Here is a 16,262-nt window from a genome sequence, read left to right on the forward strand (position 1 = left end):
GTTCTCAGGTGTAGAGGGTGAAAGGCGCGTGGGCGCCGTTCAGGAAGTGGTCGCCGACCTCGCGGAGCTTGTAGGCGACGGGGTCGTGCAGGGTGTGGGTGCGCACGTTGCGCCAGAAGCGGTCGAAGCCGTGCGCGGACGCCGTCGCCCTCGCGCCGGTGACCTCGAGGATCCGGGCGGCGATGTCGAGGGCGGCCTTGGTCGAGGCGACCTTGGCGGCGGCGACGGTGACGGCGATCTCGCCGCGCTCCTCGGCGGTGAGGTCCTGGCCTCGGTCGATGCCGCGCTGGACGGCTTCGGCGGCGTGGTCGGCGAGGAGCCGCACCGAGCGTGCGGACACGGCGAGTTCGCCGTAGGTGGCCAGCGTGTAGGGGTCCTGGGTGGCGGAGTCGACGCCCGACAGCGGCCAGGGGCGGGTGGTGTCGCGCGTGTAGTCGGCGGCCGCGGCGAGCGCGCCCTCGGCGATGCCCAGGTAGAAGTGGACGAAGACCAGCTGGATCGCGGGGGTGACGAGGGTGGCGAACGGGGTGAGGGTGCCGGCCTCCTCGGAGAGGGACCCAATGATGTCGTCCGCCGCCACCGGCACGGCGTGGAACTCCACGCTGCCGCTGGCCGAGAGCCGCTGACCGAAGTTGTCCCAGTCGTCGTGACGTACGACTCCGGGGTGGGCCGGGTCGACGAAGACGACTACGGGTTCTCCGGTGTCGGTGCTGGTGGCACCGGCTACGAGCCGGTCGGCCACGCGGGCGCCGGTCGCGAAGCTCTTGCGCCCGTCGAGCCGGAAGCCGTCGCCCTCGGGGGTCAGGGTGACGTCCGGGTCCCGGGGGTTGAACGCCCCGCCCCACAGCCACTGCCCCTCGGCCGCCGCGCGCTCCAGCCGCTCGGCGGTGGCGGGCTCTCCGAAGAAGCGCGGGTTCCAGGACAGCAGGTAGTGGTAGCCGAGGAGTTGCCCGATCGAGCCGTCCCCGGCGGCGATCTCGCGGATGACGGCGTAGGCGGTGCGCCAGTCCGCTCCCCCGCCGCCGTACTCGGCGGGGACCAGCAGCGTCAGCAGCCCGGCGGCACGCAGCCGTTCGGCCTCCTCGAAGGGCGGCTTGTTGGCCTTGTCGCGCTGGGCGGCGTCCTGGGCGAGGTCGGCGGCCACGGCGCGGGCGGTGGCGATCCAGTCGGTCGTGGTCATGGGGTCCTCAGACGATTCCGTTGGCGGGCGGGGCGACCCCGTTCAGGGCGTGGTTGCCGAGGTGCTGGATCTTCCAGCGGCGCGGGTCGTGCAGGGTGTGGGTACGGGCGTTGCGCCAGTGCCGGTCCAGGCCCCGGCCACCGGTCACGGACCGGGTGCCGATGAGCGCGAAGACGTCGTTCGCCACGGTCAGCGCGGCGGTGTCGGCCTGGGCGCGGGCGGCGGCCACGGCCACGGAGGCCTCGGCCGCGAGGCCCGCGTCGCCGGGGGCACCACGAGCGGCGTCGAGGGCGGCTCCGGCCCGGTCGAGGAGGGCCTCGGCGGCGCGTACGACCAGGGCCAGCTCGCCGAACTTGTTGATCACCAGTGGTTCTTCGTTCGCCCGGTCGGCGCCCGACTCGCCCCACGGCCGGGCGATGTCCCGGATCAGCTCGCCGCCTTCCTCCAGGGCCCCGCGGGCGATGCCGGTGTCGACGGCCGCGTGGATGAACTGGCCGAAGGCGCCGAAGACCTCGGGCCGTTCGAAGGTGAGGTGATGGGGCACCACCCGGTCGGCGGGCACGTGCACGTCCGTGAAGCGCACGGTCCCGCTCGCGGTGCCGCGCTGCCCGATGCCGTCCCAGTCGTCGACGACCGTGACCCCGGGGGCGTCGTACGGGACGAACGCCGCGGTGAGGCTGTCGTCCGGGGCGAGGGCGAAGACCGGGATCCAGTGGGCGAACAGGGCGCCGGTGGCGTAGTTCTTGGTGCCGGTCAGGGTGTACGAGCCGTCGGGGCGGGGTTTCAGCCGGGTGGAGAACTCCAGCGCGTGCCGGGTGCCCTTCTCGGCGAGGGCGTTGCCGAACCTGCGTCCCGCCAGCAGTTCGGCGTGGAAGAGGTCCCGCTGCCCGGGCGTGCCGTTCTCCTTCAGCACCTCGACGAAGAAGAAGTGGTTCTGCGGGATCTGGCCGATGCTGGCGTCGGCCGCGGACAGCAGCCGGACGACCTCGCCGAGGGTGCGCGCGCCGACCTCGGCACCGCCGTGGGAGCGGGGCACGGTGATGCCCAGCAGCCCGGAGGCGGACAGCCGGTCGAGCTCGGCGCGCGGCAGGATGCGCTCGGCGTCGCGCAGGGCGGCGTCGCGGGCGAACTCGGCGGCGAGTCCGGCCGCGACGGTGATCGCCTCGGCGTCGTCGGCGATCACCTGCGTCATCGTGGGTTTCCCGCGCCCGCGAAGGGGACCTGGGCGGCGGCCGCGACCTGCGGGAAGGGGTGCTGCCACAGGCCCTGTGCCTCCAGCCTCGGCAGGACGCCCTCGCCGAACCAGTAGGCCTCCTCCAGGTGGGGGTAGCCGGAGAGGACGAACTCCTCGATGCCGAGGGCCGCGTACTCCTTGATGCGCTCGGCGACCTCGTCGTGGCTGCCGACCAGGGCCGTGCCCGCCCCGCCGCGCACCAGGCCGATGCCGGCCCACAGGTTGGGGTGGATCTCCAGGCCGTCCCGGCCGCCGCCGTGCAGGGCGAGCATGCGCTGCTGCCCGGCGGACTCGCTGCGGGCCAGTCCGGCCTGCACGGACGCCACGGTCTCCGGGTCGAAGCCGTCGAGCAGCCGGTTGGCCTCCGCCCACGCCTGCTCGGAGGTGTCGCGGGTGATGACGTGCAGCCGGATGCCGAAGCGGACGGTGCGGCCCTGCTCGGCCGCCAGCTTCCTGATCCAGGCGATCTTCTCGGCGACCTGCGCGGGCGGTTCGCCCCAGGTGAGGTACACATCCACATGCCGCGCGGCGATCTCTCCGGCGATCGGCGAGGAGCCGCCGAAGTAGACCTCGGGGACCGGGTCGGGCACCCGGGCCAGCGTCGCGTCCGCCACCTGGAGGTGCTCGCCGTGCAGATCGACGGTCTTGCCCTCCCACAGCTCCCGCACGATCTGCAGGAACTCGCCGGTCCGGCGGTAGCGCGCGTCCTTGTCGAGGAAGTCGCCGTAGGCGCGCTGCTCGTGGCTCTCGCCGCCGGTGACGACGTTGAGCAGCAACCGTCCGCCGCTCTGCCGCTGGAAGGTGGAGGCCATCTGCGCGGCGAGCGTGGGCGAGACGAAGCCGGGCCGGAAGGCCACCAGGAACTTCAGCCGCTCGGTGTTCTGACTGACCATCGCCGTCGTCAGCCACGCGTCCTCGCACCACGCGCCGGTGGGGGTGAGGGCGCCGACGAAGCCGAGGTCCTCGGCGGCGCGGGCGATCTGGCTCAGGTAGGCGACCGTCGGCGGCCGGTCCCGGCCGGAGGCGGTGGCCGGGGTGCCGTGGCCGCCGCCGACGACATGGCGGCTGTCGCCGTTGGTGGGCAGGAACCAGTGGAAGGTGAGGGACACGAGAGATCTCCGATCAGGAGGAAGGCGTTCAGAAGAGGGGGTGGTCAGAGCAGGCCGTGCCGGGGCGGCCGGGTACCGCTCAGCACGTAGCGGCCGATGTGCTGGACCTTCCAGCGGGCCGGGTCGTGCAGGGTGTGGGTGCGGGCGTCGCGCCAGTGGCGGTGCAGGCCCAGGGAGTCGAGGGCCGCGCGGGTGCCGGCGACCTCGAAGAGGGCGCTGCCGATCTCGACGGCGGCCTCCGCGGCGGTCACCTTGGCGGTGGCCACCGCGATCGACGCCTCGGCGGCCGAGTCGTCGCTCAGGTCGTCCCGGGCGGCGTCGACCGCACGGGCGGCCTCCCGCAGCAGGGCCTCCGCCGCCCGGAGGCGGATCGCGAGTTCGCCGAACCGCTGGATCAGCAGCGGATCCTCCACGGCGGTCTCGAAGCCGCTCTCGAACCAGGGCCGGCTCTTCGTACGGACGAACTCCACGGCCTCCGCCAGCGCCCCCGAGGCGATCCCCGCGTCGATGGCGGCGTGCAGCAACTGGGCCACGGCACCGTGGAGTTGGGGTCCCTGGAAGGTGAGGTGGTGGGGCAGGACCCGGTCGGCGGGGACGGGGACCCGCTCCAGGCGGACGGTTCCGCTGGCGGTGGTGCGCTGCCCCATGCCGTCCCAGTCGTCGACGACCGTCAGGCCGGGGGCGTCGCGCGGCACATACGCCACGTGCAGCGTGTCGTCGTCGGCGCGGGCCAGTACGGGGATCCAGTGGGCGAACAGGGCGCCCGTGGAGTAGTGCTTGACGCCGTCGAGGACGTACGAGCCGTCCGGGCGTCGCGCGAGCCTGGTGCGGATGTCCTGGACGTGCTTGGTGCCCGCCTCGGACTGGGCGTTGCCGAACCTCCTGCCCCGCAGTACCTCGCCGAGGAAGAACTCCTGCTGGGCGTGCGTGCCCTGGCGGCGCAGCACGTTGACGTAGACGAAGTGGCTCTGCGGGATCTGGGCGAGGCTGGCGTCGGCGGAGGCCAGCAGCCGGAAGATCTCCGCGAGCGTCTCGGTACGGACGTCCGCGCCGCCGAACTCCGCGGGAACCGTCACCCCGAGCAGCCCGGAGGCGGACAGCCGCTCCAGTTCCGCGTGCGGAAGCCGGCGCCCCGCGTCCCGCTCGGCGGCGTCCTTGCGGAAGTCCGCGGCCAGTTCGGCGGCGACGCCGAGGGCCTCGGCGTCGCCGGCGAGCACGGTCACGGCGGTCATCCGGTGGCCGCCAGCAGGGTCGGGCGGCCGCCGAGGGCGAGCGAGAACTGGTCGGTGACCTGAGCCAGGGCCTCGGCGGTGCCGGGCGCGACGGTCAGGGAGCCGTCATCGCCCACGGTGATGTCCTTGTCGAGGGTGAACCAGCCCGGGACGATGTGCGCGGCGCCCATGGAGCTCAGCACGGGACGCAGGGCGTAGTCGATGGCCAGGACGTGGGCGACGGACCCGCCGGTGGCGAGCGGCAGGACCGTCTTGCCGGCCAGTGCGTACTGCGGGAGCAGGTCCAGCAAGGACTTCAGCAGCCCGGAGTAGGCGGCCTTGTAGACGGGGGTGCCGATCACGATGCCGTCCGCGCGCTCGACCAGGGCGGTGGCGTCGACGATCGCCGGGTGCCGGAAGTCGGCGTACAGCAGGGCCTCGGGCGGGAGGGTGCGGACGTCGAACGGGATCACCTCGTGGCCCTGGGCGGCGAGCCGGTCGTCCAGGTGGCGCAGCAGCCGGGCGGTGCGGGAGGTGGCGGAGGGGCTGCCGGAGACGGAGAGGATGGTGGCCATGGGAAAGCCTTTCAGGAGTACCAGGTGGGCTGCGGCAGTTCGCCGGTGAGGACGTGGCGGCCGATCTCACGGCGCTTGTAGGCCACCGGGTCGTGGAGGGTGTGGGTGCGGACGTTGCGCCAGAAGCGGTCGAGGCCCTCGGCGGAGGCGGTGGCGCGGGCGCCGGTCACCTCGAAGATGCGGTTGGTGACCTCCAGAGCCACGTCGGTCGCGCGGGCCTTCACGGCCGCCACCCGCACCTCGAACTCACCGCGGGCCTGTTCGGTGACCGCGTCGGGGTCGTCGTGCAGCTTCTGGCCCTCGGCGGCCACGGCGTCGGCCAGTGCTTCGGCGGCCCACAGCTTGGCGGTGAGGTCGCCGTAGGTGTCGATGACGTAGGGCTCGTCAACGGCGTGCTCGTGGCCGCCGTGCAGCCAGGCGCGGGCCTTCGTGCGGGTGTAGGTGGCGGCGGTCTCCAGGGCGCCTGTGGCGATGCCGAGGTAGAAGTTGACGAAGACGAGCTGGATGGTCGGCACATTGAGGGTGTTGTAGACACGCGGCCGGAACTGCTTGTCCACGTAGCCCGCCGCGGCTGACCAGGGGACGCGTACGGTGTCGATGGTGACGCCGCCGCTCTCGGTGAGGCGCTGGCCGATGTTGTCCCAGTCGTCGTGGAAGGTCAGGCCCTCGCTGTCGGACGGGACGATGGCGAAGACGTGGTCGTCGGTGCCTTCCAGGACGCCTTCGAGCACGGTGACGTCGGAGACCTTGCTGCCGGTGGAGAAGGACTTGCTGCCGGTGAAGGTGAGGGTGTCGCCCTCGTCCCGCACCACCACGTCCTCGTCGCGTGGGTTGACCGCGCCGCCGAAGAACCACTGGTTGCGCGCGGCCTCGGCCTCCACGTGCTCCCACTGCTCGCGGGTGGCGACCAGACGGGCGGCCCAGTTCCACAGGTAGTGATAGCCGAGCAGCTGGCCGATGGAGCCGTCCGCCTTGGCGACCTCGCGGACGACGCGGTAGGCGGTGGGCCAGTCCTGGCCCGCGCCGCCGTGCTCGACGGGGCCGAGGAGGGTGACCAGGCCGGAGTCCTTCAGCAACTGGACCTCGGCGTAGGGGGTGGCGGCTGCCTTGTCGCGGGCGGCGGCGTCGGCGGCAAGGACGGCGGCGACCTCGGCGGCGCGGGCGAGCCAGCCCTCTGCGTCCTTCGGGGCGGTGGCGGTCTTCCAGTCGGCCGGTGCGGCGGTGCTCATGGTGGGGAACCCCTTCACTTTCGGATGCGGGTCAGGTGCGGGTCGGGCGGTTCAGGCGCGGGCGGCGGCGAAGGGCTCCGACTCGGCTTGCCGGGCCTCCAGTTCGCGCACGAGGGGCAGCACCCGCTTGCCGAAGTACTCGACCTCCTCGTGGTAATGCAGGAAGCCGAGGAGGAAGAGGTCGACGCCGAGCCGCTTGTAGGCGACGATCCGTTCGGCGATCTGCTCGGGCGTGCCGATGAGGCCCGTGCGGAAGCCGTCGTTGTACTGGACGAGGTCCTCGAAGCTGGAGTCCTGCCACATGCCCTTGCCGTCGGCGGTGGACTGTCCGGCCTGCTGGACGGCGTCGCGGAAGCCGTGCACGGCCTCGGTGTCGGCGTGGGCGACGATCTCGCGGAGCTGCTCGCGGGCCTCGGCCTCGGTGTCGCGGGCGATGAGGAAGCCGTTGAGACCGAACTTCGGGGGCGTGCGGCCCGCCTCGGCGGCGGAGGCGCGTACGTCGTTGATCTGCTCGGTGACGCCGTCGAAGTCCTTGCCGTTGCTGAAGTACCAGTCGGAGACCCGGCCGGCCATGGCGCGGGCGGCGCTGGAGTTGCCGCCCTGGAAGATCTCGGGGTGCGGGCGCTCGGGGGTGTTCAGCGGCTTGGGCTTGAGGGAGAAGTCGCGCACCCGGTAGAAGTCGCCGGCGAGTTCGGCGTGGTCCTCGGTCCAGATGGTGCGCAGGGCGGTGATGAACTCCTCCGCGCGCCGGTAGCGCTCGTCGTGCTCCAGCCACGGCTCGCCGAGGGCGGTGAACTCGCCCTTGAACCAGCCGCTGACGACGTTGACGGCGAAGCGGCCGCCCGACAGGTGGTCGGCGGTGGCGCCGAGTTTGGCGAGGACGCCCGGGTGCCACAGGCCGGGGTGGACGGCGGCGATGACCTTCAGCCGCTCGGTGGCGAGCAGCAGGGCGAGGCTGAAGCTGGTCGACTCGTGCTGGTTCTCGGCACCGTAGCTGGCCATGTAGCGGACCTGGCTGAGCGCGTAGTCGAAGCCGTTGTTCTCGGCGAGGACGGCCAGTTCACGGTTGTAGTCGTAGCCCCAGTCGGTGCGCTGCTCGACGGTGCTGGTGACCAGGCCGCCGCTGACGTTCGGCACCCAGTAGGCGAAGCGGACGGGGTCGGATGCGGGCGGTACGGGCATGGGGACTCCTGGGAGAGCGGAAAGGCACGCGAAACACACAGGCGTCGGCACGAAAACGTGCTCGCGAGGGGAATTCAGGCGCGCTGGAACAGCGGTCCCGGGAAAGCCGTCAGCACGACGGAGAACGTCCGGGACCGGAATTCATGAACGGAGAGGGCGCAGAAAGCGAGTGGGAGGGTTTCCCTCGGTGCGCTGCGCTCAGACGCGGCTGCGACAGCAGGAGCTGGAGACACGCGCGAGATCGACGTGGCGTCGCTGCGTGAGGTCCTGTCGCTTCATGTCGACGATCCAACCAAGCGTGAGTCCGGCCGGTCAAGCAGACCGGGTGGTGATTCCACATGGTGAGAGTCGGTATTCACGAGGTTGTGACAGGGATTCCCTTGAACCGGGCTCGCGGGGGACGCAGTCTCCTGTCGTGCGTATAGAACAGCTGGAATACATCGCCGCCGTCACCCGGTTCGGTTCGCTGCGGCGTGCCGCCGAGGAACTGCACCTGTCCCAGCCCGCGTTGAGCGAGACCGTGCGCAATCTGGAGCGGGAACTCGGTGTGGACCTGCTGGAGCGCAAGCGGTCGGGGGCGAAGGTCAGCGACGAGGGCCGGGAACTGCTGCCGCACATCATGACGGTGCTGGACGCGGTGGACCGGCTGCGCGGCGCGGCCGGCGACCAGCACCGCGTCAGCCGCATGGTGCGGCTCGGCACAGTCAACACGGCCACCGTTCCGCTGCTCATCCCGACCGTGCGCGAGTTCCGCTCCACGCATCCGGCCACCCAGGTCGAGGTGGTCGGCGCGCAGCAGGCCGACATCCACCGCGGGCTGCTGGAGGGCGCCTTCGACCTGGGGCTGGTGAACTACCTCCACGGCGACGACATGCCGCCCGGCTTCGAGACGACCGAGCTGCTGCGCGGGCGGCCGGTGGTCTGCGTACGCCCGGACAGTCCGCTGGCCGCCCTGGACGCGGTGGACGTGGACAGTCTCCTCGGCGAGCCGCTCATCGTGATGCGGTCGGGCTATGTCATGCACCGCTACGTCCACCGGCTGCTGCGCGGCCGGACACCGTCCTTCTCGTACTCCACCGACGGAGCCGAGATGGGCAAGCTGATGGTCGCCGAGGGGCTGGGGGCGACGGTGCTGCCCGACTTCAGCGTCCTCGGCGATCCCCTGGAGCGGCGGGGCACCCTCACCGTACGGCCACTGGCCGGGGACGAGACCGATGTGCTGCTGGTGCTGCAGCGCCGCCATGCCGTCTCGGTCCCCCGAGCGGTACGTGATCTGCACACGCTGTTCGTACGCAACGCGGATGCGCACCGCGCGTCGTGACGCGGGGCCCTCCCGGGCCCGAACGGGTGGTTCACCCACTCCGTCGGCGTAGGAGGACGCCTCTCGCGGGGCGGCCGGGCCGGGGCGCGCCGGAAGCTCCAAGGAGATTGGAGTCGTCATGCTCCGTACGAATCCGCCCCGCGTCAGCGTGATCATCCCCGCGTACAACTCCATGCCGGAACTGACGAAGTGCGTCACCTCCGTCATGGAGCAGACGCTGGGCCTGGACAGGATCGAGATCATCGCGGTCGACGACGGCTCGACCGACGGCACCGCGGACGAGCTGGACCGGCTCGCGCACACCTGCCCCAGCCTGCGCGTCGTCCACCAGCCCAACAGCGGAGGAGCCGGCGGCCCACGCAACACCGGTCTGGACAGGGCCCGCGGTGACTACGTCTTCTTCCTCGACTCCGACGACTACCTGGGCCCCGACGCCCTGCGCCGCATGGTCGCGATGGCGGACGAGAACCGCACCGACGTGGTCCTCGGCAAGATGGTGTCCGTGGGCGGACGTGCCGTACCGACGGCCGTCTTCTCGCACAACCAGCCGCGGACCGATGTTTTCTCCTCGGCCGCCTATCGCACCCTGGGCTGCTGGAAGCTGTTCCGGCGCTCGCTGATCGAGCGGCTGGACCTGCGGTTCCCGCCGTTCCGCAACTGCGAGGACAAGCCGTTCACCGCGGCGGCCTTCCTCAACGCCGACGGCATCTCCGTGGTCGCCGACTACGACTGCTACTACTCGCGCAACCGCCAGAACGGCAACAACCTCACCCTCACCGCCGCCGATCTCGTCCACCGTATGGACGGCACCCGGCTGTGCTTCGAGACGGTCGCCCGCTATCTGGAACCCGGCCCGCGCCGGGACCAGATCATGCGCCGCCACGTGGAGTGGGAGCTGTGCGGGCCCTTGCGCGGCCTCCTGCCCAAGGAGAGCGAAGAGCAGGCACGGGAGCGCTTCTATCCGCAGTTCCGGGACTGGGCACTGAGCTATGTGACCGAAGGCGTCTTCCAGCAGCTCGCCCCGCCGGACCGGCTCATCATCCACCTTCTGCGCGCGGACCGGTACGAGGACCTCCTCACCGTGGCCCGGCACGCCAAGGAGGACGCGGCGCGCGGCAACGTCGTCGACAAGGGCCGCGTCTACTGGTGCCACCCCTTCTTCCGGGACCCGGCGAAGGCGATCCCGGACGCCTGCTTCGACGCCACGGACCGGCTCCCGGTCCGCCATGAACTGGCCGAAGCGGCATGGACGGGCGACGGCGGTGTGCTCCGGCTCGCCGGCCACGCCCGTATCGAGTCCCTCGGCGCCCTGGAGCCCACCACCCGGCTGATCCTGCGCCCGCGCGGCTTCCCGCACCCGGACATCCGCGTGCCCGTGACGATCCGTACCTCCTCCCACCAGCCCGACGACCAGGCCACCGGCTTCCTCGTCGAGGTGGACCTGAGCACCGTCGACTCGGGCGCACCGCTCGGCGCCGGGGTGTGGGACCTTCACCTGGACGTACGGGCCCAGGGAGTCAGCCGGACCGTCAGGCTCCGCCAGGCCGGGACCGACGCGAACGGCCGGAGGACCGCCCCGCCGAGGCGCGAGGTCGGGGCCACCACCGCGCGTGCGTTCTTCACTCCGTACGGGAACTTCTCCCTGGACATCCGGCGGACCGAGGACGAGCCGGTCTGCCATGTGACCGGGATCGCCTGGGACACGTCCGCACCCGGCACGCTCGTCGTCAGCGGACGCCTGACCGATGACGCCGCGAGCCGCCCCCGGCCCACGGCCCTACGCGCCGAAGGCGACTCGGGCTCGGTGCGAGAGGTACCCCTGCGGTACGCGCCGGACGGCGGCGGCACCGGCTTCGCCGCACGCCTGCCGGTCAGGAGACTGTCTCCAGGACGGTGGACGCTGACCCTCCGTACGGACGAGCCGGACAGCCGGATTCCCGTGCCGCCTCCGAAGGGGCTGACCGGCACCCGCTGGTTCCGCGCCGCCCGGCTCGGCCGCCCCTATTACGCGAAGCCACTCCCCCGGGGCTCGAAGGGGGCCGTGGTGCTGCGCGTGGCGCCGGTCGGACTGGCGGCGGCCCTGCGCCGACGGCTCGGCCGACACGGATCCGGCTCTCGCCCGTGATTCCGTTCTGATGACCCGTCAGTAGGTCATCTGTCCCGGACTCTTGACTCGTAAGGCGGTAGTGGTCATCCTCGTCGCACCATGGGCGAGGTCATGACAATCGGGCTGTCGCTCCCCGGCCCACAAGGCTCAGGACAGCCCGATACGTCGACCCCGCCATCCCGCCGACCAAGGGACGTGGGCTGTGACCAGTTCCGGACGCCCGTACCGCAGACGCAAGAACATCACCGTTGTGTCGCTCCTCCTGCTCGTGCTGTCGATCGCGCTCGGTCCCACACCGAGTTCGGCGGCCGGAACCGACTGGTGGAACCCGACCGCGCGGCCCGCGCCGGACTCCGGGGTCAATGTCACGGGGGAGCCCTTCAGCGGCACCAACGCCCGGGGCGAGGTGCGCGGCTTCGTCGACGCGCACGACCACATCTTCTCCAACGAGGCCTTCGGCGGCCGTCTGATCTGCGGAAAGCCGTTCTCCGAGCAGGGCGTCGCGGACGCGCTCAAGGACTGCCCCGAGCACTACCCGGACGGCTCGCTCGCGATCTTCGACTTCATCACCAACGGCGGTGACGGCAAGCACGACCCGAACGGCTGGCCGACCTTCAAGGACTGGCCGGCCCATGACTCGCTGACGCACCAGCAGAACTACTACGCCTGGGTGGAGCGGGCCTGGCGCGGCGGCCAGCGGGTGCTGGTCAACGACCTCGTCACCAACGGCGTCATCTGCTCCGTGTACTTCTTCAAGGACCGCGGCTGCGACGAGATGACGTCCATCCGGCTGCAGGCCAAGCTGACGTACGACATGCAGGCCTACATCGACAAGATCTACGGCGGGCCGGGCAAGGGCTTCTTCCGGATCGTCACCGACAGCGCGCAGGCCCGTGAGGTCGCCGAGCAGGGCAAGCTGGCGGTCGTCCTCGGCGTGGAGACGTCCGAGCCTTTCGGCTGCAAGCAGATCCTCGACATCGCGCAGTGCAGCAAGGCCGACATCGACAAGGGCCTGGACGAGCTGCACTCGCTGGGCGTGCGCAGCATGTTCCTGTGCCACAAGTTCGACAACGCGCTGTGCGGTGTCCGCTTCGACTCGGGCTCGCTCGGAACGGCCATCAACGTCGGGCAGTTCCTGTCGACGGGCACCTACTGGAAGACGGAGCAGTGCAAGGGGCCCCAGCACGACAACCCCATCGGCAACGCCTCGGCGGCGGAGGCCGAGAAGAAGCTCCCGGCGGGCGAGGAGGTCCCCTCGTACAGTGCTGACGCCCAGTGCAACGTCAGAGGACTCACCGGACTCGGCGAGTACGCCGTCCGCGGCATGATGCAACGCGGGATGATGCTGGAGATCGACCACATGAGCGTCAAGGCCACCGGCCGGGTGCTCGACATCTTCGAAGCCGCGTCCTACCCCGGCGTGCTCTCCTCGCACAGCTGGATGGACCTGGACTGGACCGAGCGGGTCTACGGCCTGGGCGGCTTCATCGCCCAGTACATGCACGGTTCCGAGGGCTTCATCTCGGAGGCCAAGCGCACGGAGGCCCTGCGCGACAAGTACGGGGTGGGCTACGGCTACGGCACCGACATGAACGGCGTCGGCGGCTGGCCGGGACCGCGCGGCGCGGACGCCCCGAACAAGGTCACCTATCCCTTCAAGAGCGTCGACGGCGGCTCCGTCATCGACCGGCAGACGACCGGTCAGCGCACCTGGGACCTGAACACCGACGGAGCCGCCCACTACGGTCTCGTCCCGGACTGGATCGAGGACATCCGCCGGGTCGGCGGCCAGGACGTGGTGGACGACCTCTTCCGCGGCGCCGAGTCCTACCTCGACACCTGGAAGGCCTCCGAGAGCCACGAGGCCGGGCCCGATCTCGCGCGCGGCGCGGCCGCGTCGGCCAGTTCCTCGGAGTGGAGCCTGTTCACGAGCTACAAGCCGCACCGGGCCGTCGACGGCGACCGCGGCACCCGCAGGGCGAGCGACTGGAGCGACGACCAGTGGTACCGGCTCGACCTCGGGTCCACGAAGCGCGTCGAGCGGGTCACCCTGGACTGGGAGGACGCGTACGCGAAGTCGTACCGCGTCGAGCTCTCCACCGACGGTGAGAACTGGCGGACCGCCTGGTCCACGACAGCGGGCGACGGCGGCCTGGACACCGCGAGATTCACCGGTACACCGGCCAGGTACGTACGCGTCCAGGGTCTGGAACGCGGCACCGACCGGGGCTACTCCCTCTACGAGGTCGGGGTCCACGGCAGCTGACACCCACGAGAGGGGCTCCATGGCACGGTTGCCGTCCGCCGAGCGGCGGCGACAGCTCACCGAAGCGGCGATCAGGGCGATGGCCCGGGACGGCGTCCCCAGGACGACGACCCGGTCCATCGCCGCCGAAGCGGGCGTCTCGCTGAGCGTCTTCCACTACTGCTTCGATTCCAAGCAGGAGCTGATCGAGTCCGTCATCACCACGATCACCGGGCACTACGTGACGGTGGTGAAGGAGGCCCTGCGGCCCAGGGCCACCTTGGAGGAGACCGTCCGGGCGGGCTTCCAGGCGTACTGGGAGCACGTCCGGGCCCATCCCGACGAGCACATGCTCACCTATGAGCTCACGCAGTACGCGCTGCGCCAGCCCGGCTTCGAGCATCTGGCGCGGCGCCAGTACGAGCTGTACGCCGAGACGTACATCGAGCTCATCGACCAGCTGCGGCAGACCATGGGACTGCGCCTGCGCGTCCCCGCCCCGGTCCTGGCGCGCTACCTGGCCGCCATGACCGACGGCCTGACCCTCAACTACCTCGTGCTCGGCGACGACGACGCCTGGACGGGCATCCTCGACACGGTCATCGCGCACATCGCCGGCCTGGTGCGCGAGCCCTGAGAACAGGCGGGATGCGCCTCCGGCTCCTTACGCTCGTAGGGAGCGGGTTTCCCGGAGGTGACCGTCATGCGAGCCTCGCTGATACAGCTGTCCGTGGACGCGACGGACTCCGCCGAGGAGCGCCGCCGCCGGGCGTCCTCGCTGGTCCGCGGCCGGACCGGCGACGATCTGGTGGTCCTGCCGGAACTGTGGACGGCCGGCGCCTGGTCGTACGACGGCTGGGGGCGCGACGCCGAAGGGGTCGACGGTCCCACCGCCGAGGCCATGTCCGCGGCGGCGCGTGCGGCCGGGGTCTGGCTGCACGCCGGATCGATCGTCGAGCGGGACGCGGACGGGACCCTCTACAACACCGCGCTCCTCTTCGACCGGGCCGGTGACCTTCGCGGCAACTACCGCAAGATCCACCGGTACGGCTTCGACACGGGTGAGGCGACCATGATGGGCGGGGGCCGCGACATCGTCACCGTGCCCACCGAATTCGGTGTGATCGGTCTCGCCATCTGCTACGACCTGCGCTTCCCCGAGCTCTTCCGGGGCCTGATCGACGAAGGGGCGGAGCTGATCGTGGTGCCCGCCGCATGGCCGGCGGCCCGGCTCGCCCACTGGCAGCTCCTGACCCGCACGAGGGCCCTGGAGGAGCAGGTGTTCCTCCTGGCCTGCTGCGCCACGGGTACCCATGGCGGTATGCGGCAGGGCGGGCACAGCGTGGCCGTCGACCCCTGGGGGACCGTCCTGGGCGAGGCCGGCACCGCGGCGGAGACGGTGACAGTGGAGGTCGACATGGGCGAGGTCGCCCGGATCCGCTCCGAACTCCCCGTCCTGCGTGATCGTGTACTCGCCGTGGGTTCCGCCGCCGGCCGGTGACACCGGCCGTCCGCCTATACGACGCCCTGGGCCGTCATCGCCTCGGCGACGCGGAGGAAGCCCGCGGTGTTGGCTCCGAGGACGTAGTCGTCGGCGTCGCCGCCGTAGGTCTCGGCGGTGACACGGCACTGGGCATGTACCTGTCCCATGATGGTGGCGAGCCGGTCCTCCGTCCGCTCGAAGGTCCAGCTGTCGCGTGAGGCGTTCTGCTGCATCTCCAGCGCGGAGGTCGCGACCCCGCCCGCGTTGGCCGCCTTGCCGGGGGCGAAGAGGACCTGCGTCTCGCGGAACACCCCGATCGCCTCGGGCGTGCAGGGCATGTTCGCACCCTCGGCCACCGCGAGCACGCCGTTCTTCACCAGCGCGACGGCGTCCTGGCGGCCCAGCTCGTTCTGGGTCGCGCACGGCAGGGCGATGTCGCACGGCACGTCGTAGACGGATCCCCGGGCGGAGAACCGCGCGGCCGGCTTCGCCTCGGCGTAGGCGGAGACCCGGGCCCGGCGCACCTCCTTGACCTCCTTGAGCAGGTCCAGGTCGAGGCCGTCCTCGTCGACCAGGTACCCGGAGGAGTCGGAACAGGCCACCACGCGCCCGCCCAGGGCGTGCACCTTCTCGGCGGCGTAGACGGCGACGTTCCCCGACCCGGAGACCACGACCCGGCGTCCGTCGAAGTCATGGCCGCGGGTGGCGAGCATCGCCTGGGCGAAGTACACCGCGCCGTAGCCGGTGGCCTCGGTGCGGGCGTGCGAACCGCCCCAGCCGACCGGCTTGCCGGTCAGGACGCCGGCCTCGTAGCGGTTGGTGATCCGCTTGTACTGGCCGAAGAGGTAGCCGATCTCGCGGCCGCCCACCCCGATGTCCCCGGCGGGCACGTCCGTGTGCTCGCCCAGGTGGCGGTACAGCTCCGTCATGAACGCCTGGCAGAAGCGCATGACCTCGCCGTCCGAGCGGCCCTTGGGGTCGAAGTCCGACCCGCCCTTGCCGCCGCCGATCGCCATGCCGGTCAGCGCGTTCTTGAAGATCTGCTCGAAGCCGAGGAACTTGACGATGCCGAGGTTCACGCTGGGATGGAAGCGAAGGCCGCCCTTGTACGGCCCGAGAGCGCTGTTGAACTCCACCCGGAAGCCGCGGTTGACCCGTACGGTGCCCTGGTCGTCCACCCACGGGACCCGGAACATCAGCTGCCGCTCGGGCTCGCAGAGCCGCTCCACGATCCGGGCCTCGGCGTACTCCGGGTGGGCCCGGAGCACGGGGCCTATGGCGTGCAGGACTTCGTGTGCCGCCTGGTGGAACTCCGTTTCCCCGGGGTCCCGTCGGCGGAGGGTGTCGTAGACGGCCTCGATGTGGGCGCTGACGTCCATGCGTGCT

14 protein-coding genes are annotated in these 16,262 nt (G+C 71.2%); 5 read left to right on the forward strand and 9 right to left on the reverse strand.

Translation table 11 applies throughout. The features are described from left to right. Nucleotides 1-4 precede the first annotated feature (4 nt). The 8 genes from ACZ58V_RS33065 to ACZ58V_RS33100 form a co-directional block, all read right to left on the reverse strand. Nucleotides 5-1,180, reverse strand: a complete 1,176-nt coding sequence (locus ACZ58V_RS33065) for an acyl-CoA dehydrogenase family protein (protein ID WP_471294696.1) — start codon at nt 1,178-1,180, stop codon at nt 5-7. Between the two features lie 7 nt (nt 1,181-1,187). Further along, nucleotides 1,188-2,372: an SfnB family sulfur acquisition oxidoreductase gene (locus ACZ58V_RS33070; protein ID WP_471294699.1), complete on the reverse strand. Its 1,185-nt coding sequence runs from the start codon at nt 2,370-2,372 to the stop codon at nt 1,188-1,190. Continuing rightward, entirely contained in the window at nt 2,369-3,523 is a 1,155-nt protein-coding gene (locus ACZ58V_RS33075) for an LLM class flavin-dependent oxidoreductase (protein ID WP_405508843.1), read from the reverse strand. Before ACZ58V_RS33075 ends, ACZ58V_RS33070 begins: the two co-directional genes overlap by 4 nt. A 44-nt stretch (nt 3,524-3,567) precedes the next feature. After that, complete coding sequence (locus ACZ58V_RS33080) at nt 3,568-4,755, reverse strand: SfnB family sulfur acquisition oxidoreductase (protein WP_468195873.1); 1,188 nt, start codon at nt 4,753-4,755, stop codon at nt 3,568-3,570. Next, entirely contained in the window at nt 4,752-5,309 is a 558-nt protein-coding gene (gene ssuE / locus ACZ58V_RS33085) for an NADPH-dependent FMN reductase (protein WP_189727559.1), read from the reverse strand. Before ssuE ends, ACZ58V_RS33080 begins: the two co-directional genes overlap by 4 nt. An 11-nt stretch (nt 5,310-5,320) precedes the next feature. Then, nucleotides 5,321-6,538 (reverse strand): acyl-CoA dehydrogenase family protein, encoded by a 1,218-nt coding sequence (locus ACZ58V_RS33090; protein WP_471294702.1) that lies wholly within the window; start codon nt 6,536-6,538, stop codon nt 5,321-5,323. Nucleotides 6,539-6,589: 51 nt separating this feature from the next. Beyond that, nucleotides 6,590-7,720, reverse strand: coding sequence for a dimethylsulfone monooxygenase SfnG (gene sfnG / locus ACZ58V_RS33095; RefSeq protein ID WP_468195879.1), 1,131 nt, complete (start codon nt 7,718-7,720; stop codon nt 6,590-6,592). A 198-nt stretch (nt 7,721-7,918) separates the two neighbouring features. Then, nucleotides 7,919-7,999: a putative leader peptide gene (locus ACZ58V_RS33100; protein WP_359892990.1), complete on the reverse strand. Its 81-nt coding sequence runs from the start codon at nt 7,997-7,999 to the stop codon at nt 7,919-7,921. A 136-nt stretch (nt 8,000-8,135) separates the two neighbouring features. Between ACZ58V_RS33100 and ACZ58V_RS33105 the strand changes: the two genes are divergently transcribed. The 5 genes from ACZ58V_RS33105 to ACZ58V_RS33125 all read left to right on the forward strand — a co-directional run bounded on the left by ACZ58V_RS33105 (nt 8,136) and on the right by ACZ58V_RS33125 (nt 14,894). After that, nucleotides 8,136-9,041 (forward strand): LysR family transcriptional regulator, encoded by a 906-nt coding sequence (locus tag ACZ58V_RS33105; RefSeq protein ID WP_468195881.1) that lies wholly within the window; start codon nt 8,136-8,138, stop codon nt 9,039-9,041. Nucleotides 9,042-9,159: 118 nt separating this feature from the next. Beyond that, entirely contained in the window at nt 9,160-11,166 is a 2,007-nt protein-coding gene (locus ACZ58V_RS33110) for a glycosyltransferase family 2 protein (protein ID WP_468195883.1), read from the forward strand. Nucleotides 11,167-11,350: 184 nt separating this feature from the next. Beyond that, nucleotides 11,351-13,414: a galactose-binding domain-containing protein gene (locus ACZ58V_RS33115; RefSeq protein ID WP_471294704.1), complete on the forward strand. Its 2,064-nt coding sequence runs from the start codon at nt 11,351-11,353 to the stop codon at nt 13,412-13,414. Between the two features lie 19 nt (nt 13,415-13,433). Next, a complete protein-coding gene (locus tag ACZ58V_RS33120; RefSeq protein WP_471294707.1) occupies nt 13,434-14,030 on the forward strand; it encodes a TetR/AcrR family transcriptional regulator in 597 nt (198 codons plus the stop codon). A gap of 66 nt (nt 14,031-14,096) precedes the next feature. After that, on the forward strand, nt 14,097-14,894 hold the full coding sequence (locus tag ACZ58V_RS33125) for a nitrilase-related carbon-nitrogen hydrolase (protein WP_471294710.1): 798 nt from the start codon (nt 14,097-14,099) through the stop codon (nt 14,892-14,894). A gap of 14 nt (nt 14,895-14,908) precedes the next feature. On the opposite strand, the gene gdhA is transcribed toward ACZ58V_RS33125, so the two are convergent. Then, nucleotides 14,909-16,255, reverse strand: coding sequence for an NADP-specific glutamate dehydrogenase (gdhA, locus tag ACZ58V_RS33130; protein ID WP_471294713.1), 1,347 nt, complete (start codon nt 16,253-16,255; stop codon nt 14,909-14,911). Nucleotides 16,256-16,262: the final 7 nt, after the last annotated feature.

The sequence above is a fragment of the Streptomyces sp. NPDC040589 genome (assembly GCF_055594445.1).

What these genes read in the sequence shown, in the direction of transcription:
- ACZ58V_RS33065 (WP_471294696.1), bottom strand. Translation starts at nt 1,180, where the DNA reads ATGACCACGACCGACTGGATCGCCACCGCCCGCGCCGTGGCCGCCGAC.
- ACZ58V_RS33070 (WP_471294699.1), bottom strand. Translation starts at nt 2,372, where the DNA reads ATGACGCAGGTGATCGCCGACGACGCCGAGGCGATCACCGTCGCGGCC.
- ACZ58V_RS33080 (WP_468195873.1), bottom strand. Translation starts at nt 4,755, where the DNA reads ATGACCGCCGTGACCGTGCTCGCCGGCGACGCCGAGGCCCTCGGCGTC.
- ssuE (WP_189727559.1), bottom strand. Translation starts at nt 5,309, where the DNA reads ATGGCCACCATCCTCTCCGTCTCCGGCAGCCCCTCCGCCACCTCCCGC.
- ACZ58V_RS33090 (WP_471294702.1), bottom strand. Translation starts at nt 6,538, where the DNA reads ATGAGCACCGCCGCACCGGCCGACTGGAAGACCGCCACCGCCCCGAAG.
- sfnG (WP_468195879.1), bottom strand. Translation starts at nt 7,720, where the DNA reads ATGCCCGTACCGCCCGCATCCGACCCCGTCCGCTTCGCCTACTGGGTG.
- ACZ58V_RS33100 (WP_359892990.1), bottom strand. Translation starts at nt 7,999, where the DNA reads ATGAAGCGACAGGACCTCACGCAGCGACGCCACGTCGATCTCGCGCGT.
- ACZ58V_RS33110 (WP_468195883.1), top strand. Translation starts at nt 9,160, where the DNA reads ATGCTCCGTACGAATCCGCCCCGCGTCAGCGTGATCATCCCCGCGTAC.
- ACZ58V_RS33120 (WP_471294707.1), top strand. Translation starts at nt 13,434, where the DNA reads ATGGCACGGTTGCCGTCCGCCGAGCGGCGGCGACAGCTCACCGAAGCG.
- ACZ58V_RS33125 (WP_471294710.1), top strand. Translation starts at nt 14,097, where the DNA reads ATGCGAGCCTCGCTGATACAGCTGTCCGTGGACGCGACGGACTCCGCC.
- gdhA (WP_471294713.1), bottom strand. Translation starts at nt 16,255, where the DNA reads ATGGACGTCAGCGCCCACATCGAGGCCGTCTACGACACCCTCCGCCGA.